This window comes from Paenibacillus radicis (ex Gao et al. 2016), assembly GCF_014641555.1.
Lineage (GTDB): Bacteria > Bacillota > Bacilli > Paenibacillales > Paenibacillaceae > Pristimantibacillus > Pristimantibacillus radicis.
In genome coordinates this window covers 70,477-94,587 of the sequence record NZ_BMHY01000004.1, presented here as the reverse complement: position 1 = coordinate 94,587, position 24,111 = coordinate 70,477, and the positions used below count along the sequence as shown (strand labels likewise).

Below are 24,111 nucleotides of genomic sequence, written 5' to 3'. Positions count from 1 at the left end.
TTCGATTTCTTTCTAGTTTACCCAACAATATTTTTAGAGCTTCGCTTAAGCAACAAATCCGGCTTATTGTTGGTTGATGCCGTCTCACCGAGTATTTAATATTACACATACGCCCAGTTGCTTCTCATGCAGAAGCGAACTCAAGCGAATAATTCCCATAGGAAGGAGTTTTCATACAATGACTTACAGCTATCCATCCGTTACTCAAGTTCCTGCAGTTTATCATAAAAAGATTGGTGAAGTGCTCGTTACTGTCGTGTCCGATGGAAATTCAACACTGCCATTCTGGCCTTATTATGAACTGATGGAGGACAAAGGAAAAGAAATGCTCCATTCCAATTTCGAGAGCAGTCCCCTTGTTCTCAATACGAACTGTTTTATCGTCAATGTGAATGGCCGCTTGACCTTAATCGATGCAGGTCTTGGCATGGGTGTTGGCGTTGTACTCGACAATATCAAAGCAGCGGGCGTAGATGTTAACGATATTGAAACCGTCTTGCTAACGCATATCCATCCCGATCATTCCTATGGTCTTATTCATACGGACGGGACGAAAGCTTTTCCAAATGCAGAAGTCGTCGTACAGGAAACCGAATATGCGTATTGGCTGGACAAGCGGAATATTAAAGATCCATCCGATGAAATTGAAACGGCCAATTTTCAAATGGCAGAAGCTGCTTTTGCGCCTTATGAAGGAAGAATTCGCACGTTTGCCGTCACCGAAACAGAGCCTGTTGCAGGCATTCAAGCGATTGAGGCACCTGGCCACACCCCCGGCCATACGGCTTATCTTATTGAATCCAATGGCGAGAAGCTGCTGATTTGGGGAGATATTATTCATAACGCAGCCATTCAATTGTTGAGACCGGAAGAAAAAATTGTAATGGATGTTTTACCCGAATTGGGCGTGGAGACAAGAAAACGTATCTTGGATTTAGCGGCAGAGGAAAAATTGCTCGTGTCTGGCATGCATCTGAATTTCCCGGGCTTTGGCCGTATTCGGAAGGAAGCCGATCACTATGTTCATGTTCCAGAAAAATGGTCGCCGGAGCTATAACAATTTAAAAGAGTATTCGCCCTCATCATGAATGATAAATGAATCGAATCATATGGAGGAATAAATGGCATATTGTTTTAATACTTGCTCAGGTGGTTGAGTTTAAATCAATAAAAGCGAGTCGTAGGGGTCAATTAACCCACTGACTCGCTTTTTTTGAAAAACTAAGCATTGTCCAACGGCAGATAATCTGCTTTGGGACAGCACTACTGCGCCCATTCTAAATGACGCCAATAGCTATAAGGATGATGGAGAGAAGAATAATAGTTGTTCAGCACTTCTTCTTTATTCACATTGCCATTGCTAAACAGTACGCCTACCGCACTAGACAAAGCATACTGCTCGAAACTAGAGAAGTGTTGACGAGCCAAGGATGTCGATTGTTCTAACCGCTTATAAACATCAGTTTCTTCGATAAATCCCATAAATGCACCTAAACGGCATAAGCTTACGTAGGTTGCAATATCGAAGGCTAGAATGCCTGCTTCAGGCAAGGCTAGGTCGTATTGCATCACTATCTCGTAGAGAGCAGCCTCCTGTTCATCATCTTTCATTGCCTGAAGCTTCCGCACTCTCTCCCTATAAGGCATTGCAGAGATCGTTTTTCTCATTTCGATAAAACGTAAAACATACTCACTGCCAATCAGCAGCGATTCAAGCTTCTCATGCAGATTGGCCGCATTATGCACCTGAAAGGATGAACGCAAATATATTTCTACTTCTTCTTTCACTCCTGCTTGCTCCAACCGATTGTACACCGGCATCCCGTACAGAAGCTGAGGTGTGAGCTGAAATTCAGTACTTCCCACCCTCTTCCACAAGTCCTTCACACTGCATAACCCTTCTATATCTTTTGAAGAGCCATAGGCTGCTGTCATACTAAGTGAGAGATCCCATAAACGTTGTATAATCATCCTGTTTACCTTTCTAAGTCACCAATTAATTTGAGTAAATATAAACTAAACAAACTTATGGGCAGGAGCAACACTAAAATTGACGGCATAAAATCAATCGTAATGAACAATCTTATGATGGCGTAAATACAAATTAGATTACCTATTCCAAAAGTGATTATTTTGGGGAGGACCGTATTATTTAATTCCCAATAGGTCTTAAAAGTGTGTTTCATTGACGGCTCTGGCCACTTCAACATCTCATCTGTGCAATGGATGATGCGATCCAATTCCAAGTCCATCTTACTTATTCCACTAAGTGGCATTTCATTTACTTGACCCTGCTTCAACTTTTTCAGTGCGTGTACCGTTAGAGTGTAGCCTTTTTGCGCGTCGTAGTGCTCGGGATCAATTGCAATAGCTCGTTCGAAATCTGCAGAAGCTTGTTCATAATCTCCAGTTCTATAGTAAGCGTAGCCGCGATAAACGAATCCGTCACAATCAGCATCTGTTGCCTTTAGCAGTTTACTTAACCATAGAATTGATTGATCATAATCAGCAATTTGATAGTATGCGATGCCCAACAAGCGATGCAGCACGGGATCATCTGCATAGATCGAGATTGCCCGCAGTCCTGCCTCGATACATTCACTACATTTAAAATCCCTTAACAATAGAAACGCTTGAAACCTTAAATTCACATATTGGGAGTAATCACAAAAATTTTCAGGGTTCAAATATTCAAACGATAGTCCGAAATCATACTGCATTAATTCTTTCCACTGAAAATCCGGCAGCTCGCTTAAAGCAAATTCATCATTGAGATAATTCCACACATCAAACGGTAAGTCACCATGCTCCGTTAAGAAACGTATCACTTCATCCGTTAATCGCTCCTTTTCAAAAAGCGAAAGATGCAAAAACAACTTTCTCCACTCGTAAACCTCTCTTCGCTTGAACACGTCGGAGTAGAGAATTAGCAGTTGTTCAGATATGCTAGATTCATTCGTTTCAGAACGTTGCCACTCTTCATTTAGATGTATATATTCAAATCCGGATTCTTTGTTTCCAGGATTCTCTGATTGCGCTGCTTCATTAAGGATTACGTATTCAGCTCTGGTTTCTTTATTTTCTGGAATCTCTGGATTTTCTGCTAGCACTGTTTCGTAAAATGTAGCCTGTTCCACTTGGGGATTATCTATCTTGTACTGTTTTTCCTGCCCTCTTCCTTTTTCTGCCCCCTTAAGCGCCTGTTCGTAGGCCGTTCGAAGCCGCATAAATCCTTCCGGGTCATCTTCCGGATGATAGATTTTAAGAAGAGCGGTATACGCACGACGAATGACCTTTTTATCTAACGTTGATTCTATGCCCAATATGTCCCATATACTCATAGATCAGTCCAATCTTCAATGCTCCGAATAAACCGTTCGAAAACGAATGCTGCCTTTTTAATATCCTGCGGATTCTGCTTATCCAATACTTTCTCAAATTCTTCTAACTCACGAGCTATTTTCATTCTTTGATCTGACAATGCTTCTTCGAATAATCGCTCCCCTCTGGCAAGCAGCAATTGATTTTTGCTATCCTCACGGGGATGAATTTTAAGATTTTCAATTTCCTTTAACCTTCGCTTAATTTCTTCCTCCGTCAAATCTGTGTCGCTGTTCTTAATGATGATTGCTTTCTTCTCCTTCGTTGTATGAGAGAAAACTTCAACTTCCAATATTCCATTAATATCATATGTAAACCTTACATCGATAACAGCTTCACCTTCACGAGCGGGAGGAAAATCTACAGTTATTTCTCCAAGCTTCAAATTTTCACTCGCTTTTCTGCTCTCCCCTTGAAAAATGGGGGTTGTTATACTTGTTTGATCGTCATAAACATTGCAGAATTGATCCACTTTGCTATATGGAATAATGGTATTTCGCTCAATAATGGGAACAAATCGGTCGCCAATAACACTAATCCCAAGTGTATACGGGCAAACGTCTGTCAATACCTTTTCGCGCAAGCTTTCATTACGTTCTTTCATAGCCGCAATTATACCTGCTCCAACACCGACAACCTCGTCAGGGTTCAAATGACTTAGCGGCAGCTTTCCGAATAATCGGGCAACAAATGATCGAATAACAGGCATCTTAGTAGATCCGCCAACCAAAATAACATGATCTAATTCTTCAGGTGAGATATCTGCATCCTTCAACGCTCGTTGCAGCGGTTTCTTAAGTTTGGCAAGCAAGTTCAATGCAAGCTTCTCGAATTCGACAGCGGTAATCTGTGTCGTATAGCACTGCGAATTAATGATGCAAGTCATTTCTGCGCTTTCCGCTTTGGTTAAAGCCATTTTACAAGCTTCCGCTTGTTTCTTAAGTATTGCATACCATTTACCGCGATTATCCTCGAGCTTCAAGTGATGCTGTTCCAAGAAATATTGAATCAAGATTTCATCGAAATCTTCGCCACCCATAAAATTATCCCCGGCCACAGCACGTATTTCCATCACCTGGTCATACATATCGAGTACCGATACGTCGAAAGTTCCGCCACCAAGGTCGAAGATCAGCAGCTTCTTTTCTTCCCCATCTTGGTTCAAACCGTAAGCTACCGCTGCCGCTGATGGTTCATTAATGAGCCGATCCACCTTTAAGCCTGCAAGATGACCTGCTTCTTTCGTGGCACGCCTTTGTTTGTCATTGAAATAGGCGGGGACGCTAATGACAGCCTCCGTCACTTCCATGCCAAGATAGCTTTCGGCGTCAGCCTTCAGCGCCTTCAATAATAAAGCGGATAGCTCAGTAGGTGAAAATAGATAGTTTCCTAATTCATACCGTTTTTCCATTCCCATATGCCGTTTAAACACTGCGACAGACCTCTCCGGGTTCGTCACAAGTCGCTCCTTCGCAGGACTTCCCGTAATGATCTCACCCGTGTCTAGCACACTTACGACCGAAGGAGTCAGCTTCTCCCCTAATGCATTAGGGATAATGACACATTCATCATTCAAATAACAAGTTACAAGACTATTGGTCGTTCCTAAATCGATCCCGATTATTGGCATACACTCAACTCCATCATTGTTAAAAAGTTACTTATTTAATGTATATCGGAAAACAGGATCTAATTGTTTAAATTTCCGCTAGCCCTATCATACGATTTAAATGGCTATTATTAATTGATCACCTGTCCGCTAATTGTTCTTTACCCTTGCCACACGAACTAAAGAAAGTGAAGATAATAAAAAAACAGGGCAATCATGGTGGTGTCTGACCATAATCGACCTGTTTTATATAACGCTTTAGCGTTGTATAGGATATAAATTATCAAGCATTATTAAGGTTGTTAAAGCTTTCAGTAAAAATCGATTAAACCAGATTTGATAGTGTGTGATGGACAAGAGGTTGCTCATCCGAGACGATTCGGGTTAGCAAGTCATTTGGGTGTACTGTTTAACACTTAATTGGGGAATCTGATGAACCTGGTCAAATAAGAGGAGAACATGCAATTCTAATTGATCAATCTGAGGCTGTCGGTACCACACTAAGAACAAAAGATAATATAAAGCCCATCTATGTCTCCATTGTACACAGAATCTCATTACCTACGGCTTGTAAATGGATTTTACGAATAGCCCCACTTTTCCGCTTGCCAGAGACAACTCGCCAAGCAGATCAATTGGTATTAAACATTTATCTCACTTGGAAAATAATAGAGGATGAACGGTACAGGATGATCCTGTACCGTCTTTTCGCATTTCATCTAATTAATAAACGAATGAGATCGAAGCGAGATCTTCATTCTATTTGTTTGAAATACCGTGCGTATTTATTTATAATAAAACGCCGTGTTATCAACATGAAATCCTCCAGCTGCCTCTTCCTCTTCAGCCCTGATCAGAAAATGGAGAGTTGCGATAACAGCACTGGAGGGGGTAACACCAGTATTCTCGAATTTCTCAAAAGTTCCATCTACTTTTTTGTAATCCGCAATGTTGCTTCCTACTATACTGCCGTTACTGTCATAAAAATCAATATACATTTGAAATTTTGAATGCTTCAGCATTTGTACATTAATATATCCGCTAACTTGATATGCCTTCTCAGGTTCCACTACAAACGTTTGATAAATACTAAAGAAACTATTCTTAGGAATTTGGTATCCGGCAACCTTTTGTGAGTAAATCCCTTCATAAACCTTATTTCCACTTAATAATGATTTAATAGTCGTCTTCTTCAGTAGATTTCCATTCGGATCATATTTGTAGAGTATATTGATTATCTCTCCATTCTTAATAACAGTCACTTTGTCTAGTAACCCTTTATTGGAATAAGAATAAACAGCCTCATTATCATTTTCTGTTTTGTTATTGTTACTATCGATTATAGTTTCGGAGATACTTCCTACCGGCTGTGACAACACCCAGTCTTGAGCCACTTTAGAATTATTGTCACTTTTCTCGAAGCCGGCATTCTTCAATAAATTAGTTATATTGGAAACTCATATCATCAATAAAGAAAACACCTGCACCACTATTTTCTTTAGCTTTAATAATAACTTGAACTTTAGCATAATGCGCATCCTCTGGAACAGTTCCCATGCCTGAAATGGTAATGTAACCTCCAAAAGTTGTTCGTGATAATTCTACTATATTGGATTTGTTAGCAATAATACCGTTTTGTCCATAAAAATCTGTTTGCAAGTACATATTTGCATTTTGTAGAGAATCAACTAGTATTCTTCCGCTTATTGTGTAATCTTTATTTGGTTGAACTATGATGCTTTGACTTATTCCTGTAAATTGGTTTTTCAGGAGGTTAGACGTATTTATTTTTTGAGCATATTTTCCATCGGAAACTCTTATATTTTCTTTTTGAATAAAACTACTAATACCTGTATAACTCCATCCTTTCGCAATACCGGATCCCTCAAATGATTCAAAGCTTGCGTTATCAAATGATTCCTCTTCCAATTGATAGCTAAAACTCATAGAATCAACATAAATATCTCCAGCTCCAGAATCACTTAAGCTTCTTATCAATGTGTATAAGGCAAGATGTTTTGCTTTGTCGGGGGTCTTACCTTTCCCACTGATAGTAATAAAATCACCATTGGTTACTGTCGATATATCAACTATGTTAGTTTGGAGGAGTGAAGTAGCATCAGAAAAGTCAGCATATAACTGAATTTTTGAATCCTTCAAGCTATCCACTCTAACCCTTACACTTATTCGAAATTCCCTATTGGGATCAACTTTCAATATTTGATAAATTCCTCCGATTTGATGTAACGGCAATTCTGAAGACGTAACTCGTTGTACAGTTCCTCCACTAGAAATTGGGGAAGTAACTACGGACAAACTAGTTTTGCCACCTACAATCGGGAACCATGAATCTGCTATTGCGTTTTGATTTTCAACTTGGTCAAAATCTGCATTCATAACTAAATTAGATTCCGAGGTATACTTGAAATTAAGATCATCAACGTATATGATTCCTGAACCAATATCTGAAGTAGCTCGAATTAGTGCAAATATCCTCACCGATGCTGCTTCTTGAGGGACAATATTATTTCCAGAGAGAGTGATATAAGTCCCCTTTAGATCATTTCTTAATTCAAATATTACTGATGTAATAAATGACGAATCTGCGGTTAAAAAATCTGCATATAATTGGATTTTAGCATTATTCAGTTGTTCAATATTAAATCTTCCGCCTAAATAAAATGGCTTATTCGGGCTTACTGGTATGAGTTGGGTCAAGGCAACGAAACTATCTTTCTTTAAAATTGAAGCCGATATTCTCTGTGCTTGTAATCCGCTTGAAACCAGACTATTAACGAGTGTAATATCGGCTTCAGCTTCTTCTCCTCTCCAATATTGCCATCCCTCTCCAACTCCATTAGTTCCAGCCATCTCAAAACTAGGATTATGTAATAAATTCAAATTATTATTTTGATTAATATCTAATGAATTGTTCTCTTGATTTGATTCAACATTACTGTAAGAAACTGATGGAATTAGTGAGCTCATTATTAGGACCAGCATAATAATTTTTATTACTTTCATGATAATAGCCTCCTGAAGTTTCTGATAATGATTCAAATTTGTCTGTCTGGGTATGTACAACTGCGAATCCGTACTGCAATAACTTTCATGCTTCCATAATATATCATATCTTTGCATGTTGATTTCCGTTCCATGGAGTATATTATTAATTATTTTCCGTTCACTGCTCGAAACTAAATTATTATTTAGGGATAAGTTTAATTAACTAGTAAGTAGCGAATTAATATAATTCTATCAAATTCGACAAATAAAATGAACCATGTAGACATGAAAAGGATACAGCTAACTGGTTAACCATACCTGAAGTTCTGCACGATCAATCCTGTTCATGTATCGCCTTCGGCCAATCTTACATTCCTCAAACCACTGATCCATATATTGAAAAATCCAGCCCGCATCATACATGTTGCCGTTGATAGGAGAATTAGTTCTTTTGTGCTGGTCACTCAAATGCAGCAAATAAGCAGGGTCATCTTGCATTAGTCTTGTACGCATCAAGGACTAGTACATTGAACTGTATGCCGAAAGCTCTCCCCGTTCCTGTTCTAGCTTGATCTGTTTACATAAAACATCAAACAAGGAGACAATACCGTCTGCTATCTCCCTCGTATTACTGGTATAGAAAGAAGGCAGCTCACGTATTTTGGCATTGCGAAGCGGCAGCACTTCATGCTCAAGAAACTGCTGCCACAGCTTCGTTTGATACAATCGTCAGACCTCCGTTGCCGTAGCTCCCCCCGGTTGCTCCGGTAATCGTAATCTTGTCCTCCTCGAAGGTAATCTTTTGCCCGGTTGGCGTAAGCAATAACTTCGTATTGGGATTCGCCATCAGTTCTTCCTTCAAGTCCTTATCGTAATTTATAATCGGCTGAAGCTGCTCCTGCTGTACAACCGTAGTAGTCCCTCCAGCGACGGTACCATTTGAAGATGCCGGTGGGGCTGATCGTGCCGCCTCGGGTAATTTTTTACGAACAGAGCTTAACGCGATACCTTCTGCTTCCTTGGCATTAGGAAAGTAAAGACGGGCGCTGTCATCCTTTTCAGGCATGCAGTACCATCCGGTCTGATCATCTGAAGCATACATAGTTGAATAAGGAAACAGATGAGATGTCCCAATGCTCCATTTCTGGTCGCAATTCAGCTGAAGCTGAACCTCATCCCTCACAACACCCATTATCGTTCCGGTGATCGATGCGCCAACGAGCCGCGAATTGTATCTCTCTGCATGACATCCGGGATTGATAAATCTACATTCTGATAGGAACGCGTCTCGCTGCGGAGATCCATCGCATGAGAATGGGTTACCACTTTCACCTCTAATATTAATATATAATCCTTAATTTCAATTAAAAGGATATAAAATGAGACTTTTTACATATGCCAAAATTCCCAGGTCATAAAAAAAGAGCAGCTTATCGCTGCTCCTATCTTTTATTTTTGACTTCAACATATCATATAGAAGATAATAGTTTTAACCACTAATTTCATTGATTTACACGGAATTGATCAAGGAAGTAACTTATTCTCACTATCCAACGAAAGCGATGTGTCATTCATGATAAATTTTAGAGACAAAAGCTATCGATGTACCTCGGAAATTGTATTGAACTTGGTTAGCGGCAAATGGAAAATATCGATTTTAAATCATTTATCGAAGGGGTCGTTGCGTTTTAATGAGCTGCAGCGGCTTCTCCCTGAGGCAACCCAACGCATGCTGACCATGCAATTAAGGATGCTTGAAGGTGACGGTCTTGTTGTTCGAAAAGTTTATCCCGTTGCTCCGCCGAAAGTAGAATATTACTTATCCGAACTAGGCGAAGAAATGACCCCTATGCTCAATATGTTATGTCAATTCGGCACCACCTACATAAATAACTTCACCAATGAATCATCGCAATCGAGTAACAAGCATGCCTGAATAAGATAGTTGAGAAAAATTTATAGGACGAAGAACTTGGCACCATATCCTTTACCTGCGGCATGAGCTGCCGATAGTTCCTCACGATCAGCCTTATCCAATAGAATTACATTTTCCGGGTACAGCTTGCCTAAGACCGCCCATGAGACAAGCTCATTGGTCCCTGTATGAATGAAATGAACCCCTTCGGTATTCGTAACTAATCCAGGATGTGACAAAATGTCTATAGCATGATGATAGCTTAACCTTGGCAGCTTATCAGAAGAGATCTCCCTATTCTCGCTTCCTAGAGGCCGATATGAAAAGCGATGACCTCTAAACATTTGCCCAAGATCTACTGCATACTCACGGCCATCCTTTTCTATAATGAAATTCAGCTTTGTCCGGTCCGCATCTGTATGTGGAGACAAACGCGCTTTTGAAGGCTGCCAAGCATAAAGCCCGCTCGAATCCGAAAGAACAAGAACGTCAGCCTTCTCCGTTGTACCACTCCCTGCTTCGCTGCGAGGTGCTGCATAGTAATCTTCATATGCATATTCGAATGAAACAGCGGTCAGCTCGGCTGCTTCATCAAGCTTGATGGTTTGTACCGGATGCCACTTCAAGAGATAACGTGGTGCGTCCAGAGCAGAGACTCCCAAGCTTGCTGGCAAAATAGTTCCCAAACGGTATTGAAAGCCATACCCCGCTTTGGACAGATCTGAACAGACAACATGCTGTGCATATTGAACAATCGATTTGTGTGACAGATCCCTTCCAAGCAACTGAGTTAAAAAGGCTTTGCGGGCAGCTTCTATGAACCTCAGTCCTTTATACTCAGTATGCTCCTTGATCTCAAATGGAACTTCCTCCCAATTAGAGAACGGAAGCAAAGCATCCCTTAGCAAAACAAATTGATGGATATATTCGTTGTATAGCTGCATAACTCGCGAGCCGCCTGATGGTCCAAAAACCTGCGCAACAGCATCTGGTGTTAATTTATGATGATAGCAGTGGCTTCTAAATTCCAGTTCTTCAAGCGTCTCTTCGCCATATTGTGACAGAGCTCTTTTTTGTGAGTTGATCTCTCGTGCCCAGTTGACTAATTGCTCACCTATGCGTTTAGCCTGACCGGTAAGCTCCTTGCCGGGCCAATCCTCGAAAGCCAAGGGACCAAGCGGTAAGGATGATTCGCGTCCCGAGACTGCAAGATTAGCCTGCAGGCTGTCCAGTAGCACAGTCGGATCGCTATTTATCGGTTCGCCAAGCTGTACAAGCATGGCCTCCAATAACTTATCTAACCCAATAACTGCATCTTTAGCCCGGTATATACCACTCGGCAGATTCCAATCCAGTACTGTGCTCGTTCCTTTTCTAATTGCGTCCTCATCATCATTAAAGCTGCCGATCAGCGGCTCAACATCTAGCAAAGCTCCCCAAGCAATACGCTTGTCATTCAAAGTAAGCTGATATTCCGACATCCATCACACCTCGTTTCTAAGTTTCTATCTTTCAAAGCGGCAATTTCATGGTATCAACGGTACCGTGTATGTAGAATATCAAGTAATTAAGTGACTGAATAGTACGCACTTTTTTGTAGCTTAAGATTACTTTTGTGCCATAGGATCATTTTTGATACGGCAAAAAAATGACGACAAAGCCATCATCATAGGCTTTGCCGTCAACTATTTCGCTATAATTTTATTGCGTACGTTTATTGTATGGAATCAATATCATCCCAGCCTAACACGAGCTCTGTTAATTTCTCTCCAGCAAACTCTGCTTCAAACGAATCGATTAGCTTCCCGCCAAGCCCCTCATAGAACAAACGGGAAGGATTTGCTTCCAATACGTGAACAAGCATCGAATTCATTCCGAGCTGCTTCATCTCATGAACAACGGATTGTACGAGCCTCTTCCCCAAACCTTGCCCTTGATACGCCTTCAAAAGATAGATTGCGTTTAGCTGGCCGTCGTATTGCGGATACTTACCGCTTCTTTCTTCTCCGCCATCGGAGAAGCCGACTATATTTCCTTCCTCATTTTCCGCAACAATTACGATATTCCGGGGGATCACTTCTATCCATAACTGTTCTCTACTTTCATACGATCGGGCTTTCATATAGTCATCCGGAATGATGTTGGCGTATGTGGTTCGCCAGCTATCGACATGAACGCGGGCAATTCCTGCTGCATCCGCTAACACTGCTTTTCTGATTTGGATAAGATGACCTCCCTTATGTCATGCTTCATTGTCTCCTATACAGGGAGTCATAGCTCTCCAATGTCCAGCCTCCCTGTTATACCAGCTGTTCTTCCAGCACCGCCAGCATTTCCTCCAGATAAGTTACACCCTGCGCCTCTGCAGCTCTGGCTTCCGATAAGTACCGGATCCCCGTCTCTGCTTGATCGGATGCATTAGGGTCACCACCCTTTGGAAAAGGAAACAGCAGGCAGTATTCAGCAAGCGCATCGGCAACTTTGTCATAATGAATAGCCGCTTGCTTGGCTGCGGTAACCAGCCGTTCATTGGCATCCGGCAGCGACTGCTGCTCCTCTGCGATATGCTTCAAAAACTGTGCAGCAAACAGCCGCTGGTCGTATACATACAAGCCGTGCAAGGCATTTCCGTACACATCTACTTCACCTCTGCCAAGTGCTTCAATCCATGCGTCATAACCTTCAAGTCCGTTGCGGTATTGCGAATCTTCCCTCTTATAGCCCTGCGTGCGCGCATGAATAACGGCTAATTGAAGCGCCCCCCGCAGCATTTCTGTTTTAGCCACCGGAGTGAAAGCCGTCACTGCCATCACATACAGCTCATGCACCTGACCGCGCCCGAGCTTCTCGTAAGGCAATTCGCCGTCCTGTGTAATATCGCGGCAGCGCAGCATACGTGAATCATCGTCATATCCGTAGATTACACCAAACTCCGGTACGAATAAATCCCAGGCAAGAACGGGAATGCCTCTGTCCAAGCTCCATTGTACCAGTTCAAGAGCTTGCTCCAGCTCTTCCGGTGTTGGAGGAATTTCAGTTGGACCGCCTGCATAGCGAGTTTGAAAACCTAAGTTGGCAAACTGCTCTTGATGATGAAGCGGCCACTCGAAGGCTGAATATCCCGCAACATTAACCCGCTCCCTATCGATAATAATGCGGAATGCGTTGGCTGTATAGCCGGCAACCTCGACTAACGAAAGATTTTTGCGCTCTGTATATTGCAAAATCGAGTAAATAGAGCCTGTATCGGTCAGATTCGTATGCGTATAGTTGCTTGTGTAATCAGGACGATTCCCCATAAAAACTAACACTCCTTCGGATTATAAAGTATCGGAGGTGCAAGAAGCTTTGCCTTCGGCTTGCCGGTATCTCGCCGCTGCTTCACATACAAACTGATCTGAAGCCGAAGCCGTTCGCGTTGAAGCTTGCCGCGTGCGCGGGAGATGCTGTTATAGACGTTCGCTACCGAAGTATCGAGGACGATGGCAATTTCATGCGGTGAGACCTGACGGAAAAAATGCGCTTCGAATATATCCTTCTCCCTCGGACTCAAGCAAGAAAAGAGTTGCCGTATGCCATCCACGAGCTCCTTCCGGAGCAAATTGGCAGCAGGATCACTCGTATGCCTTGAGGCATCCTCCTCATAACGGCGGCTAAGCTGGAATAAGACGCGGTCGATATCTTGCCCATGACTAATCGTTCCGGCTGAAGTAATTCCGGTGAACGGTTGCTCTTTCGCATACAGCCCGCCTCTTCGAAGCTTCATATAAGCTTGATTGCGAACGATTCGCGCGAGCCAAGCAGCAAACCGGTTCTGGTCGGCCAATCGGCCTACCTGCAGAAACGCCTGGACCAGCGCTTCTTGGACGACATCCTCTGCGACATGATGATCTTGCGTTAACGAGCGAGCCCATTTATACATATTTGCCCGATTTCTCCGGACAAGCTCCCCGAAAGCTTGATTATTCCCTTCTGTAGCCATCGCTGTGAGCTGCTCTTCCGACATCGATTCAAGTCTATTTTCTGTCGCCATGCTTTTGGACTCGACACTTAAATCGATATAAGAATCCGCATATTCATTCATACCCGCAGCCTCATCAGCCTTTCCCCTCATCGCTAAGCTCCCTTCGCCTCTCCATCTCTATTGATGCCAAAGCGCTAACGAATCTATCATCTATTCAGAAAAAAATTATGATAAGCCATTTAATCTTCATGAGACGGTTATATATAAGAATGGAAAGTCCTGTCACTATCGTACCCGATGTGCTTCCAGCGCTGCAAGCGTTAGTAAAATCCTATTCTATATCGCTAATAGATCGGTATTCCGAACACGAAAAAGGACGAACCATCACTGGCCGTCCTTCTCTCCTCGGCTAAATCGCCTTTGAGCAAACTTGATTCCTCTGTTTTTCTATTTAAGGATGAACTGCTCTGCAAACAATATACCACGGAAGGAATATTAAAACCCAATTATTCCGGCTCATACTTCAGCAAATGATCCATAATCGACCGCCTGCCTATAGGCGTCCAGCTCATCGCAAACCAATTATCGATGAGGGTGACCTTGTCTTTTTTTACCGCAGGAATCCGATGCCAGACATCGTTGTGAATCAATCGCTGGTACATCAGTTCGCTGCCGGCCAATACATGATGCTTATGTATGAAGAGATGCTCGGTTTCTAACATTGGTAACGCTTCAGGCGGCATCTCTTGTCTCCAAATATCACCGATTACCGGAATACCCGGCTCGAGTCCAAGATCACGATAGAGCAATTCATTTAAAGGATGTCCTCCGGTACCCTGAATACCGACGGTGCGATGGCTGGCCTGCATAAGAGTTACACGTCTTTTGCCCAACTTTATCTGCAAAGCCCGCTTTACTTCTGAAGCACGTAATTCTAGACGGGCAATCGCTTGATCTGCCTCGCTCTCCCGGCCGAGCAGCTCCGCAATTTTGATGAAATTCAATTTCCAATCCCATAATGACAAATCGAGAATAACCGGAAGGGCAATTTCTTTAAAGTTATCCTTAAAATCGGTATGATAATGATCCGCAATAATAAGATCGGGAGCGGACTGCTTCAGTTCCTCCATCTGGCAGTGAAACCGCTGTGCATATTCACTTTCATTGACTCCGGGATAATGAAACAGATCAAGCGAGTAGGCAGGCTCAATTCCGATGGATTGCAAATATTGCTGAAACCCAAGCGATGAGGCCACCGCGACCCGCAAGGATTGGCGCTTCATATATATAGTAGGAGGAACGCCAACGGTACGTTGAAACATTCGACTGAAATAAAACTCGCTTCGAAAGCCGACGCTTGCCGCCACCTCTTTAACGCGGCTGTGGCTTTTATTCAACAGTTCCTTCGCTTTATTCATCCGGATCATGCCCAAGTACTCAACAGGTGTCGACCCCGTTACTTTCAGAAAAAGACGGGAGTATGCCGCGGGAGTCATCCCCGCTTCCTCTGCCAATCTCCCGATGCTAATCTTATCGATATAATGCTGCTCCATAAAGGCAATGCTCCGGTCCAGCCTCTCGTCTTTCTGCTGACCTGATTCTGGCGTGCTCATCATAATCCCGTGAATGAATTGCTCCAACTGCAGCCGAAGTGACAACTGGTCATATTCCCCTTCATTTCTGCTGTCTTCGTACATCTGAAGAATCCGCTGTAAAATCTGCTGCGGATGAACAACCGGTATGCGTCCCGGACGAAACGGACCTGACAAAGCAAGTGAGCTCGACGAGCTCATCCCACCTTTTGTCTTCGTTAATGTTACAGGGCGAAAAAATACACCGTAATAGGAAAATCCGCCCGTTCGTTCTGATAGCTCGACAATCATGCCAGGCACAAGCAAATAGAGCTCGAACGGTTTAATATCACAAAGCATGCCGTCCATGAGAACGACACCTTCGCCTTCTGTAATAAAGCACAGTACATAAGCAGGAATACGGTAGGTTCGGACCCCGGACCTGCCTGTAAACCTTCTTTTTCGCACGGACGAGAACAGGTATAGCGAATGAGCGTGCGTCTGGCTAACGTGAGACAGCATCAGGCACCTGCCTTTCATAGAACAATCATCGTGTTTCTTCTAATTATATAGCTCTCCGGCGAATGAGCAAAGCAATCATATATGGCGCCCCGATCAATGCCGTAATTAACCCTACTGGAATTTCATACGGCGTAAAAATCGTTCGTCCAAGCAAATCAGCCAGCATCACGATCAACCCGCCTATTAACGCCGCAACAGGCAATCGTTTTATACTCCGGGTACCAGCCAGGTGGGAAGCCATATGCGGCGCCATCAATCCGACAAATGCAATCGTGCCGGCCATCGCTACGGCGGACCCTGCCAATCCTACACTTAACAATATTAGGGCAAATCTCGTCCATTCCAACCGAAGGCCCATCCCAACTGCCGATCCGTCGCTCAACTGCATTAAATCAAGGTGACGATTAAAAAATAGCAGCACGATGAACAGAACAATAATCCACGGCAAAAGCGGCCAGAAATGTTCCCAGGTTCTTCCGTACAAACTTCCGGCCATCCAAGTAAACGCTTGGGATACTCTAAAGATTTTACCCACTGTCAATAAATAAGTTATGAGTGCACCTGCCATAGCGGATATCCCAATCCCGACCAAAAGCATTCGTTCGGTTGAGCTGCCCTTTTTCCAGGATAGCTGATAGATCGCTAAAGCCGTAACCAATGCGCCAGCAAAAGCAATCCAAGGCAAATGACTCATCGATAAACCTGGCGTCAGAACGAGCACGGCCACCACAGCGGCAGCGGCTCCCGAGTTTAGACCGATGACGCCAGGAGAAGCCAGCGGGTTGCGGGTGATGATTTGCAGAATACTTCCGGACAATGCCAGCCCGCAGCCTGCCAAAAAACCGACCAGTACGCGCGGCATCCGCACTTGGCGGACAGTGAAAGCATATTCGTTGCCGCCGAGTTCAATGGCCGTTCGAAGAGCTTCCCCTATTGGGACCGTTCTTTCGCCGATAACGATGCTCAGCAACAGTACAAGTATATTTAATAGAAGCAAGCCAATTACGACCCTCAACCAGCGGTCCTTTATAATAGAAGGAATTATTTCGTCCTCCCCCTTCGCTGTGCCAAATAGATAAGAAACGGCGCACCAAAGAAGGCTGTTACGATACCCGCGGGGACCTCTTGCGCCGGAAGCACGAATCGTGCACCAATGTCTGCAATTAGTAATAGCAACGCACCAAGCAAAGCGGAATAAGGGATAACCCAACGGTAGTCACTCCCAACGAGGGCACGCGCAATATGCGGAATAGCAAGGCCAATAAACGCGATAGGACCCGCGATCGCAACAGCGCTGCCGGCAAGCAATACACTGACCACAATGCAAAGCACTTTAATCAAAACTATGCGTTGGCCTAATCCTTGAGCCATTTCCTCCCCCAAGCCAATCACATTCATATGATGGCTTAGAACGAACGCCGCAGCCAAACCTGCGATCATATAAGGAACTACTTGGAGAAACAGCTGCAAATCTCTGCCTGTAAGCGATCCGGCAAGCCAAAAGCGCATCGTGTCCAAAGACTGTTCGTTTAGAATGAGTATCCCTTGCGTAAGGGATGCGAATAACAGATTAATGGTTGCTCCGGCTAAAATAAGCTTAATCGAGGTCAAGGACTGTCTCCCTATTGAACCTAACAGAAATACTGTTGCACCCGCTATTGCAGCACCTGCCATCGCCGCCCATGTAAAAACGGCAAGCGAGGTGGAATGCAATACGATCGAGACGATAACTACCGCCAAAGCCGCCCCGTTGTTAACACCGAATATTTCCGGTCCGGCAAGACCGTTCCTGCTAAGTGCTTGCATGAGACAACCGGCGACTGCCAGTGATCCGCCTACTGCTGCAGCGATCAAAGCCCGAGGCAGCCGGACGGAACGGATAATCAATTGATCGTAAGCTCCGTCAAACGACCAGATCGCATTTATAATAGAAGAAACAGAAATTTGAACGACACCAAAGGCAATACTTGCGATCAACGCAAAGCCGACTAAGACAAATAGAAAGATGAATCCGGTCCATCTATACGTCACACCCATACCTCCTAATTGTAAAAGAAATGAAGAAAGATTGGGCCGTCGATAGGACGACCCAATCTTATCATTATTTCAGCAAAAAGGAGTGCAGATCGTAAACCACTTTATTTACTGCTTGAATTCCGAGTCCGCTCATCCAATATTCCCAGTCGACAGGTTTAACCTGCTTGTTCTGAACGCCCGGCAAGGAAGTCCACAGCGGACTTTTCTCCAGCTTGGCGAAAGCATCCGGCTCTCTGTTGAACCAGAGAATAACATCGCCGTCCAGCTCTGTCATCTGCTCTTCCGTTACATCCTTCGAGAAGCCTTCCACATTTTGCGAATCAACACGCTGTACGCCAGCGTCTGTCATAATCGTGCCAGCGAACGTATCCTTCAAATAAATTTGAATCTTATCCGCACGCGGCCGGAACAGCGATACCTTCTTCACGTCTTGGGCTGCCAAATCGGTTTTAAACTGATCGATGCGCGCTTGATAAGCATCCAGCAGTTGTTTCCCTTCCTCCGATTTGTTTACCGCTTCGGCATGAAGCTGAAGATTGTTTTTCCACGTAACGCCTAATGTTTCAACAAACACTGTTGGAGCAATTTGCCCCAGCTGGCTGTATATCGCATCATGCGTATCTTTGTTGCCGATAATCAGATCGGGCTTCAAGGCATCGATCGCTTCCAGATTCGGTTCATTGACAGAACCGATATTCTGAATGCCTTCCGTCCCCTTCAAGTAAGCCGGATAAGGATCGCCCGCAGCCAAAATCGATGGCGCGCCGATTGGTTTAATGCCGAGCTCCAGCAAGTTATCCAGTGCGCCGATATCCAGCACGACGATTTTGGAAGGATTAGCCGGAATCTTCACGTCTCCGTACGCGTCTTTTACCGTCCGCTCCGCGCTCGTCTCCGTCGTCGCCGCAGGCGGATTTTCTTTGACTGCCCCCGCAGCTTCTGTATTTTCTTTGTTCGATCCCGTATTTCCGCAAGCGGAGAGGATCAGAATCACCAATGCGATAAGAGATAATGATCCCCATCGTTTCAAACCGCTTACCCGTTTGCTTGCCAACATGCCTAAATTCCTCCTGTGTCTAATTAAGAATGATAACCATTATTAATAAGATAACGTATAACCTCAAAAAGTGTCCATGCAGAAACTTATTCATCTCATGTACTTTTTTTAACACTCAGCATAAATATCCAAATTAATCCAATTTATCATCATGAGATAACGGATTAAAGACTTGATGCATACGCAGCTCCGTATCCGGAAATAACCGTCTCGCCGTCAATTGCTCCACTCCGATAAGGGGCTCAAATAGGGAAAACTGTCGGAACCTCTCTCTATGCTCAGGGAATCGTTGTTGATACTGTTCGATCACACCGCGTACCTTGCTCCAAAACATCCTCTCCTCCATGCCAAAATGATCTTGAAGGAAGATCGCCAGCTCCCCGAGGTTAATAAAGAAAAAGGCATCATGTACAAAATCCCGCACCGCTTCGAGATCGCTGGTCTCCAGAAACGAATTCCGGTTCACCCGCTGATGATACGCCGGCGTTTGCGCCAAATCTGGACAATCCTCCGGATTCGCTAGCCCTTCCCTGGCAAACCGGATGCCGTCGTGAAAATCCTTTAATGCAATTCGGACCGGGAGCCCTTCGCGCAGCACAAGCACCATATTTTGAGCATGGGACTCCAGCGCGATGCCATGCGCATACAGGAAATGAATAATCGGGTTCACGCTTGTCTTCAGGAGCTCATTCAGCCAATACTCCAGACCAAACCGCTCGATCCATGGCCCAACATATGGCTTGCCAGCGGGATCTACGGCGCATAACGCATTAAACGGAACAGCTGTCTCGCTCTTATCCAAATGCATCGGCAAGCTTTCTCTCCAGATGCATGACAGCGTGCCATAGGATTTGGACTGCAAGGGAGCAAGCATGTGACTATTCTCGTAAGCGATACCTGCAACTTCACCAAGCAGGATCAGTCGCAGCTCATCGCGCAGGTAGGTATCCCCTGCAGCGATCCGTTTGAGCCAATCCGAAATGACGGGCGCATTTTCTACCGTATGGGGAGCTAGTATGCGGCCAGTCGAAGTATTCAAAATGCTCAGCGACAGTTTGAGATAAGGTTTGCTTGGACGTGTGCGGTTCACCAGCGTGCGAATAGACTGCTGCGCCGTGTACGCCTCTTCTGTACTGCCAAGCGGCAAAATATGCTTGCTTCGTATATCGGCAGCAAGCACCGACGATATCGTCGTTCGCCATTGCCAAGGATGGACGGGCAGCATAACATAATCACTAGGATTAGCTCCGGCATCCCGAATACCATTCACAAACCGCTTCAGCTCCTTCTCCCCTAGCTGCTCCTTCAGCCAATTGGATGAACCTGGTTCAGGAAGCAGAGCGGAATGACTGAGCTTTGCCCGGCTGCGATGAACGGCAACCCAAACAGGATGAATCGATTCGGCGAATTCGGGACCGTACTGCTGCTGATCCGCAATATCGAAGCCAATGCGCGACTTGTAGCTCGGATGATAGGGATGACCGTCCATTATGCCATTCTCCCAATCCTCGTCGGACAAGTCATGCAGATCATTATTGTCCTTGTGTCGCTTATATTGCGCTAGAGTATCGTTGATTAACGTCTGCTCCAGTTCCTGAATGAAATGAAGCACCTTCTTTTCCTCCGCTCCAGCTCCAGCAGCAACCTCCAGCAAAAAAAGCGCGATAGAATCGGCCTCCGATTCGCTAGTTCCGGCTCTTCTTCTGACCGGCTCTTGGCTTAGCCGGATTCGCCCAAAGGTATAGCGGCGTTCGCTTCCGAACAGATAAGCAATCGGTAGTCCGTCCAGGCCAACCCCGTCAATGCGGGTTTCTTCACCCTCCGTGTGATACGAGATCAGTCCCTCAAACAGCATGGACTCCACCAATTGGCGAAAAATTCTTCTCCTTACGGCAACATAATGCGGGGACTGCATAGCTTCGCGATAAAATTCAAATGATTGCATTCCATCCGGCTTTGCACCGGATTCTGCCTTCCCGTTCACCTTCACCATACGCACATGGCTCACTCCCCGTAGTATGAATAGCGCTCCGGTGCGTAAGCATGGAGCGGATTGCTTACCCAGTGCACACAGTCTATTGTTCCATCATCAATCCGGCGCTTCGTTAACTGCTCGACCTCGACTTCTGCCTTAAACACGTCAAAGAGGTCAAATCGGCTTTGCAGCTCCGGGAATTGTTTTTGATAATTCTGAATGACGCTGGCCGTTATTTGCCAAAAGCGGCGTTCCGATAAGCCGTAATGCTTTTCCAGAAAGAAGGCGAGCTCCGCCAGATTGATAAGCAGCAGTGCGTCCAGCAAGAAATCGGTTAACTCCCCCGCCTTCTCCTTCTCGATAAACGAATTCCGATTGGGGCGCTGATGATTCGCCGGCGGATATTCGATATTCGGATATTCCCGGGGCTGCTCCACGCTAAGCGAATAACGGACGCCATCGTGAAAGTCCTTCAAGGCAATGCGCCGTGGCCTGCCCCGCTCCATCACGATAATCATATTTTGCCCATGCGATTCCAGCGCCGCGCCATGTGCATACAAGAGATGGACCAAGGGGACAAGCGACACCCGAAGCAGCGTTTGCAGCCATTCCTCCAAGCCGTACTCTTCAATCCATGGATGAATAAGCGGCTGTCCGTCGTCGCCTGTATGAACCAATGCGTTAAACGGATAAGCTTCTTCACCCTCGAGAAGGAAACCATGCAGACTCTCTCTCCATATCGCACCAAGCGAGCCGTATACCTTTTGCTCCAGCACATTGGGAAGCTTCTGATGGTGATAGGATACCCCCAGCACCTCTTTCAGCAAGATAACCTGCTTGTGTAAAAAAGTATCCTCCGCTACGATGCTGCCAAGCCAGTCCGAGATGCGAGCTGCGTTCATAATCGTATGCTGCGCTAGAATTCGTCCTGATGATGTATTCGTGATATTCATAGGCAGCTTGACATAGGCTTTGCTGCGATCGCTCGTATTCGCCAGCGTCCGGATGGATTGCTGAGGCCGGTAAACTTCCGATCCGCAACCGAGATAGATCAACTCATCTGTGCGTAACTGCTCGGCGAACTCCGGCGCAATAACCCGATCCCACTGCCAAGGATGTACAGGCATTAGAATATAGTCTCCCGGCTGTTTGCCGTATTGTTCAAGGATGGCGGCAAATCTGCCGTAGTCCTCACCCAGCTCTTGCCGCATAAAAGCGGTATCATCCAAGTCGCGGGATATGGACAGCTTTGCAGAAGAACGATGAACGGCTACCCAGATCAGACGGAGATCCGGCTTGAATTCCGGCCCATACGCTTCATTGTCGCGGAGCGTGAATCCGATTCGCGATTTATAGCAAGGATGATAGGGATGTCCCTCGATGAGATCACCCTCCCACTCATCGTAAACTGCCGTCATTGAAGCGGATGAAGCCGATGCTTGCTTCCGGTGATGCAGCACCGACATCGTATCCTTCAGGAGCGTCTGTTGAATCTCATCGATGAACGATGATATTCTCTCTACTTTCGCGTTAAGCGAAGACGAGATTTCCAGTATAAACTGGGGAAGCGATTCCGCTTCTCGGATTTCTCCCTCCGCGATACGCACAACAGGCTTTTCCGAAAGACGGATTCGTCCAAAACTCCATTTCTGGGAAGCAGTGAACCGGTATTGAACGGCTTCTCCGGTTTCGCTTTGACCGTGCAGACTATATTCAGCTTCGGACTCCCCCTGAACAATAGGCTCTGTTAATATCCGCTCATACAAGAAGGACTCGATTAATTGCCGGAAGATGCGCCTTCTCACGATAGCTAACTCCTTGGACTGTACGATGGACCATACGGACTCGCTCATACGCCACCTCCAATTTCTGCATTGGACTCCAAATAGATGTGCTCAGGATGAGGATGACTTAAAAAATCATGATGCGAGATCGCCCAGCCGTACGCTCCCGCATAAGGGAATAACAAAATATCCCCCACCCGCACCTGGTCAATCTGCACGTCCTGAGCCAGAACATCCTTTGGCGTACATAATTGGCCGACGACGGAAACCTTTTCATCATCGAGCGAAGGCCGCTCGTAAGGATGAGGCCATTCATCAACGGTAATAACCTGAAACGGATGGCTGTGCTGCCATGACGACGGCAGACGGAAATGATGCGTTCCTCCTCGAACTACGGCATAATACTTGCCGTGATTGCGCTTAATGTCGAGCACCTCCGCCGCATAATAACCCGTCGATGCCGTTATATAACGGCCGCACTCGAAGTAGATCATCATGTCCGGGCTAGCCGCTTCCTTTACCAAGCTGCCTAATTGATTCACAAAATGATTCCAGTCGAATTGCTGCTCCAATTCCGCGTAGTTCACACCTAAGCCGCCGCCGGCATTCAGATAACGGAGCGATAAGCCGTAAGTCTCTGCCCAACGCCTTGCCAAGGAGCAATAGTAGCGCACTAATTGAGCATGTGCCTCGGCGTCCAGATTGTTGGACAAGGAATGAAAATGAAAACCCTCCACCTGTAAATTCGGCAGCTGTTGAAGCTGCTCCATCGCTTGAGGCAGCTGCTCCTCCTCAATGCCAAACTGTGTAGGGCGGCCGCCCATCGCTAATTTGGCTTGGGGCAGCGGACCTTTCAAGTTAATCCGCAGCAGGACGGACACTTTTTTGTTATGCCGGCCCGCTATAGCATTCAGCTTGTTCATCTCATGAACGCTTTCGACATGGATCAGATGCACGTTATGCTGCAAAGCGCCTTCCAGCTCCGCCTCTGTTTTACCAGGCCCTCCGAACAGAATTGGAATATCGGCCGATACTTGGCGAACCTTCTTGATTTCCCCTAGCGATGCTACTTCAAAGCCGTGCACGACAGGGGCAAGCGCCCGTAAAATTGCTTCTTCCGAGTTCGCTTTAATCGCATAAAACAGCTTGAAAAACTCGGGTAAGGAGCTCGCCCGGCTTGCCGTCTGCACTTTCAAAGCGTCTAGATCATGCAGATAGGCGCAAAACGGTTCGTTTTGCCGCTGCTTCCGCTCCTGAACGACCTCCGCCATGCGGTGGAGCTCCTTGTGT

General features: G+C 45.3%; 20 protein-coding genes and 1 pseudogene. 3 read left to right on the top strand and 18 right to left on the bottom strand.

Annotated elements, in window-relative coordinates; all coding sequences use genetic code 11:
• The first annotated feature begins 178 nt into the window (after nt 1–178).
• Nucleotides 179–1,057, top strand: coding sequence for an MBL fold metallo-hydrolase (locus IEX98_RS12005; protein ID WP_188889441.1), 879 nt, complete (start codon nt 179–181; stop codon nt 1,055–1,057).
• A 206-nt stretch (nt 1,058–1,263) separates the two neighbouring features.
• Here IEX98_RS12005 and IEX98_RS12000 read toward each other — a convergent pair whose 3' ends face one another.
• Genes IEX98_RS12000 through IEX98_RS11990 form a run of 3 tightly spaced genes read right to left on the bottom strand, consistent with a single transcriptional unit; the run spans nt 1,264 to nt 5,011 of the window.
• Complete coding sequence (locus IEX98_RS12000; protein WP_188889440.1) at nt 1,264–1,935, bottom strand: DUF1266 domain-containing protein; 672 nt, start codon at nt 1,933–1,935, stop codon at nt 1,264–1,266.
• Nucleotides 1,936–1,976: 41 nt separating this feature from the next.
• Complete coding sequence (locus IEX98_RS11995; protein WP_188889439.1) at nt 1,977–3,341, bottom strand: J domain-containing protein; 1,365 nt, start codon at nt 3,339–3,341, stop codon at nt 1,977–1,979.
• Nucleotides 3,338–5,011 carry an Hsp70 family protein gene (locus IEX98_RS11990; RefSeq protein ID WP_188889438.1) on the bottom strand — a complete coding sequence of 558 codons (1,674 nt, stop codon included), beginning with the start codon at nt 5,009–5,011 and terminating at the stop codon, nt 3,338–3,340. The genes IEX98_RS11995 and IEX98_RS11990 overlap by 4 nt, the downstream gene beginning before the upstream one ends.
• A gap of 297 nt (nt 5,012–5,308) precedes the next feature.
• Between IEX98_RS11990 and IEX98_RS29135 the strand changes: the two are divergent.
• Nucleotides 5,309–5,631: pseudogene (locus tag IEX98_RS29135) on the top strand (endonuclease V); the annotation flags it as partial.
• Nucleotides 5,632–5,775: 144 nt separating this feature from the next.
• Here the strand turns inward: IEX98_RS29135 and IEX98_RS29130 are convergent.
• The 4 genes from IEX98_RS29130 to IEX98_RS11970 all read right to left on the bottom strand — a co-directional run bounded on the left by IEX98_RS29130 (nt 5,776) and on the right by IEX98_RS11970 (nt 9,062).
• On the bottom strand, nt 5,776–6,384 hold the full coding sequence (locus IEX98_RS29130; protein WP_229692131.1) for a hypothetical protein: 609 nt from the start codon (nt 6,382–6,384) through the stop codon (nt 5,776–5,778).
• Nucleotides 6,385–6,430: 46 nt separating this feature from the next.
• Nucleotides 6,431–8,014 carry a hypothetical protein gene (locus IEX98_RS11980; protein WP_188889437.1) on the bottom strand — a complete coding sequence of 528 codons (1,584 nt, stop codon included), beginning with the start codon at nt 8,012–8,014 and terminating at the stop codon, nt 6,431–6,433.
• Between the two features lie 501 nt (nt 8,015–8,515).
• The gene (locus IEX98_RS11975; RefSeq protein ID WP_188889436.1) at nt 8,516–8,722 is read right to left on the bottom strand and encodes a hypothetical protein; all 207 of its coding nucleotides are present in this window, start codon (nt 8,720–8,722) and stop codon (nt 8,516–8,518) included.
• Nucleotides 8,688–9,062, bottom strand: coding sequence for a hypothetical protein (locus tag IEX98_RS11970; protein WP_188889435.1), 375 nt, complete (start codon nt 9,060–9,062; stop codon nt 8,688–8,690). The genes IEX98_RS11975 and IEX98_RS11970 overlap by 35 nt, the downstream gene beginning before the upstream one ends.
• Nucleotides 9,063–9,569: 507 nt before the next feature.
• Here IEX98_RS11970 and IEX98_RS11965 point away from each other — a divergent pair.
• Nucleotides 9,570–9,932 carry a winged helix-turn-helix transcriptional regulator gene (locus IEX98_RS11965; RefSeq protein ID WP_188889434.1) on the top strand — a complete coding sequence of 121 codons (363 nt, stop codon included), beginning with the start codon at nt 9,570–9,572 and terminating at the stop codon, nt 9,930–9,932.
• A gap of 20 nt (nt 9,933–9,952) precedes the next feature.
• On the opposite strand, the gene IEX98_RS11960 is transcribed toward IEX98_RS11965, so the two are convergent.
• The 11 genes from IEX98_RS11960 to IEX98_RS11910 all read right to left on the bottom strand — a co-directional run bounded on the left by IEX98_RS11960 (nt 9,953) and on the right by IEX98_RS11910 (nt 24,092).
• Nucleotides 9,953–11,392 (bottom strand): hypothetical protein, encoded by a 1,440-nt coding sequence (locus IEX98_RS11960; protein WP_188889433.1) that lies wholly within the window; start codon nt 11,390–11,392, stop codon nt 9,953–9,955.
• A 233-nt stretch (nt 11,393–11,625) separates the two neighbouring features.
• Complete coding sequence (locus IEX98_RS11955) at nt 11,626–12,117, bottom strand: GNAT family N-acetyltransferase (RefSeq protein ID WP_229692129.1); 492 nt, start codon at nt 12,115–12,117, stop codon at nt 11,626–11,628.
• A gap of 94 nt (nt 12,118–12,211) precedes the next feature.
• Nucleotides 12,212–13,210, bottom strand: coding sequence for a hypothetical protein (locus IEX98_RS11950; protein WP_188889432.1), 999 nt, complete (start codon nt 13,208–13,210; stop codon nt 12,212–12,214).
• A 5-nt stretch (nt 13,211–13,215) separates the two neighbouring features.
• Nucleotides 13,216–14,025, bottom strand: a complete 810-nt coding sequence (locus IEX98_RS11945) for an RNA polymerase sigma factor (protein WP_188889431.1) — start codon at nt 14,023–14,025, stop codon at nt 13,216–13,218.
• Between the two features lie 356 nt (nt 14,026–14,381).
• The gene (locus IEX98_RS11940) at nt 14,382–15,986 is read right to left on the bottom strand and encodes a helix-turn-helix domain-containing protein (protein ID WP_188889430.1); all 1,605 of its coding nucleotides are present in this window, start codon (nt 15,984–15,986) and stop codon (nt 14,382–14,384) included.
• Between the two features lie 25 nt (nt 15,987–16,011).
• Nucleotides 16,012–16,983 (bottom strand): FecCD family ABC transporter permease, encoded by a 972-nt coding sequence (locus IEX98_RS11935; RefSeq protein WP_229692128.1) that lies wholly within the window; start codon nt 16,981–16,983, stop codon nt 16,012–16,014.
• Between the two features lie 26 nt (nt 16,984–17,009).
• Entirely contained in the window at nt 17,010–17,999 is a 990-nt protein-coding gene (locus IEX98_RS11930; RefSeq protein ID WP_229692127.1) for a FecCD family ABC transporter permease, read from the bottom strand.
• Nucleotides 18,000–18,069: 70 nt separating this feature from the next.
• Nucleotides 18,070–19,062, bottom strand: coding sequence for an ABC transporter substrate-binding protein (locus tag IEX98_RS11925; protein ID WP_188889428.1), 993 nt, complete (start codon nt 19,060–19,062; stop codon nt 18,070–18,072).
• Between the two features lie 133 nt (nt 19,063–19,195).
• A complete protein-coding gene (locus tag IEX98_RS11920; protein WP_229692175.1) occupies nt 19,196–21,055 on the bottom strand; it encodes an IucA/IucC family protein in 1,860 nt (619 codons plus the stop codon).
• A gap of 11 nt (nt 21,056–21,066) precedes the next feature.
• Nucleotides 21,067–22,890 (bottom strand): IucA/IucC family protein, encoded by a 1,824-nt coding sequence (locus IEX98_RS11915; protein WP_188889427.1) that lies wholly within the window; start codon nt 22,888–22,890, stop codon nt 21,067–21,069.
• Entirely contained in the window at nt 22,887–24,092 is a 1,206-nt protein-coding gene (locus tag IEX98_RS11910) for a type III PLP-dependent enzyme (protein WP_229692126.1), read from the bottom strand. Before IEX98_RS11910 ends, IEX98_RS11915 begins: the two co-directional genes overlap by 4 nt.
• Nucleotides 24,093–24,111 lie beyond the last annotated feature (19 nt).

Excerpts from the sequence above, each read along its gene's own strand:
- IEX98_RS12000 (WP_188889440.1), bottom strand. The coding sequence starts at position 1,935 with ATGACAGCAGCCTATGGCTCTTCAAAAGATATAGAAGGGTTATGCAGT.
- IEX98_RS11945 (WP_188889431.1), bottom strand. The coding sequence starts at position 14,025 with ATGAGGGGAAAGGCTGATGAGGCTGCGGGTATGAATGAATATGCGGAT.
- IEX98_RS11940 (WP_188889430.1), bottom strand. The coding sequence starts at position 15,986 with ATGAAAGGCAGGTGCCTGATGCTGTCTCACGTTAGCCAGACGCACGCT.
- IEX98_RS11990 (WP_188889438.1), bottom strand. The coding sequence starts at position 5,011 with ATGCCAATAATCGGGATCGATTTAGGAACGACCAATAGTCTTGTAACT.
- IEX98_RS11970 (WP_188889435.1), bottom strand. The coding sequence starts at position 9,062 with ATGCCTGAAAAGGATGACAGCGCCCGTCTTTACTTTCCTAATGCCAAG.
- IEX98_RS11965 (WP_188889434.1), top strand. The coding sequence starts at position 9,570 with ATGATAAATTTTAGAGACAAAAGCTATCGATGTACCTCGGAAATTGTA.
- IEX98_RS11980 (WP_188889437.1), bottom strand. The coding sequence starts at position 8,014 with ATGAAAGTAATAAAAATTATTATGCTGGTCCTAATAATGAGCTCACTA.
- IEX98_RS11920 (WP_229692175.1), bottom strand. The coding sequence starts at position 21,055 with ATGGTGAAGGTGAACGGGAAGGCAGAATCCGGTGCAAAGCCGGATGGA.
- IEX98_RS12005 (WP_188889441.1), top strand. The coding sequence starts at position 179 with ATGACTTACAGCTATCCATCCGTTACTCAAGTTCCTGCAGTTTATCAT.
- IEX98_RS11995 (WP_188889439.1), bottom strand. The coding sequence starts at position 3,341 with ATGAGTATATGGGACATATTGGGCATAGAATCAACGTTAGATAAAAAG.
- IEX98_RS11950 (WP_188889432.1), bottom strand. The coding sequence starts at position 13,210 with ATGGGGAATCGTCCTGATTACACAAGCAACTATACGCATACGAATCTG.
- IEX98_RS11915 (WP_188889427.1), bottom strand. The coding sequence starts at position 22,890 with ATGAGCGAGTCCGTATGGTCCATCGTACAGTCCAAGGAGTTAGCTATC.
- IEX98_RS11960 (WP_188889433.1), bottom strand. The coding sequence starts at position 11,392 with ATGTCGGAATATCAGCTTACTTTGAATGACAAGCGTATTGCTTGGGGA.
- IEX98_RS11925 (WP_188889428.1), bottom strand. The coding sequence starts at position 19,062 with ATGTTGGCAAGCAAACGGGTAAGCGGTTTGAAACGATGGGGATCATTA.
- IEX98_RS11910 (WP_229692126.1), bottom strand. The coding sequence starts at position 24,092 with ATGGCGGAGGTCGTTCAGGAGCGGAAGCAGCGGCAAAACGAACCGTTT.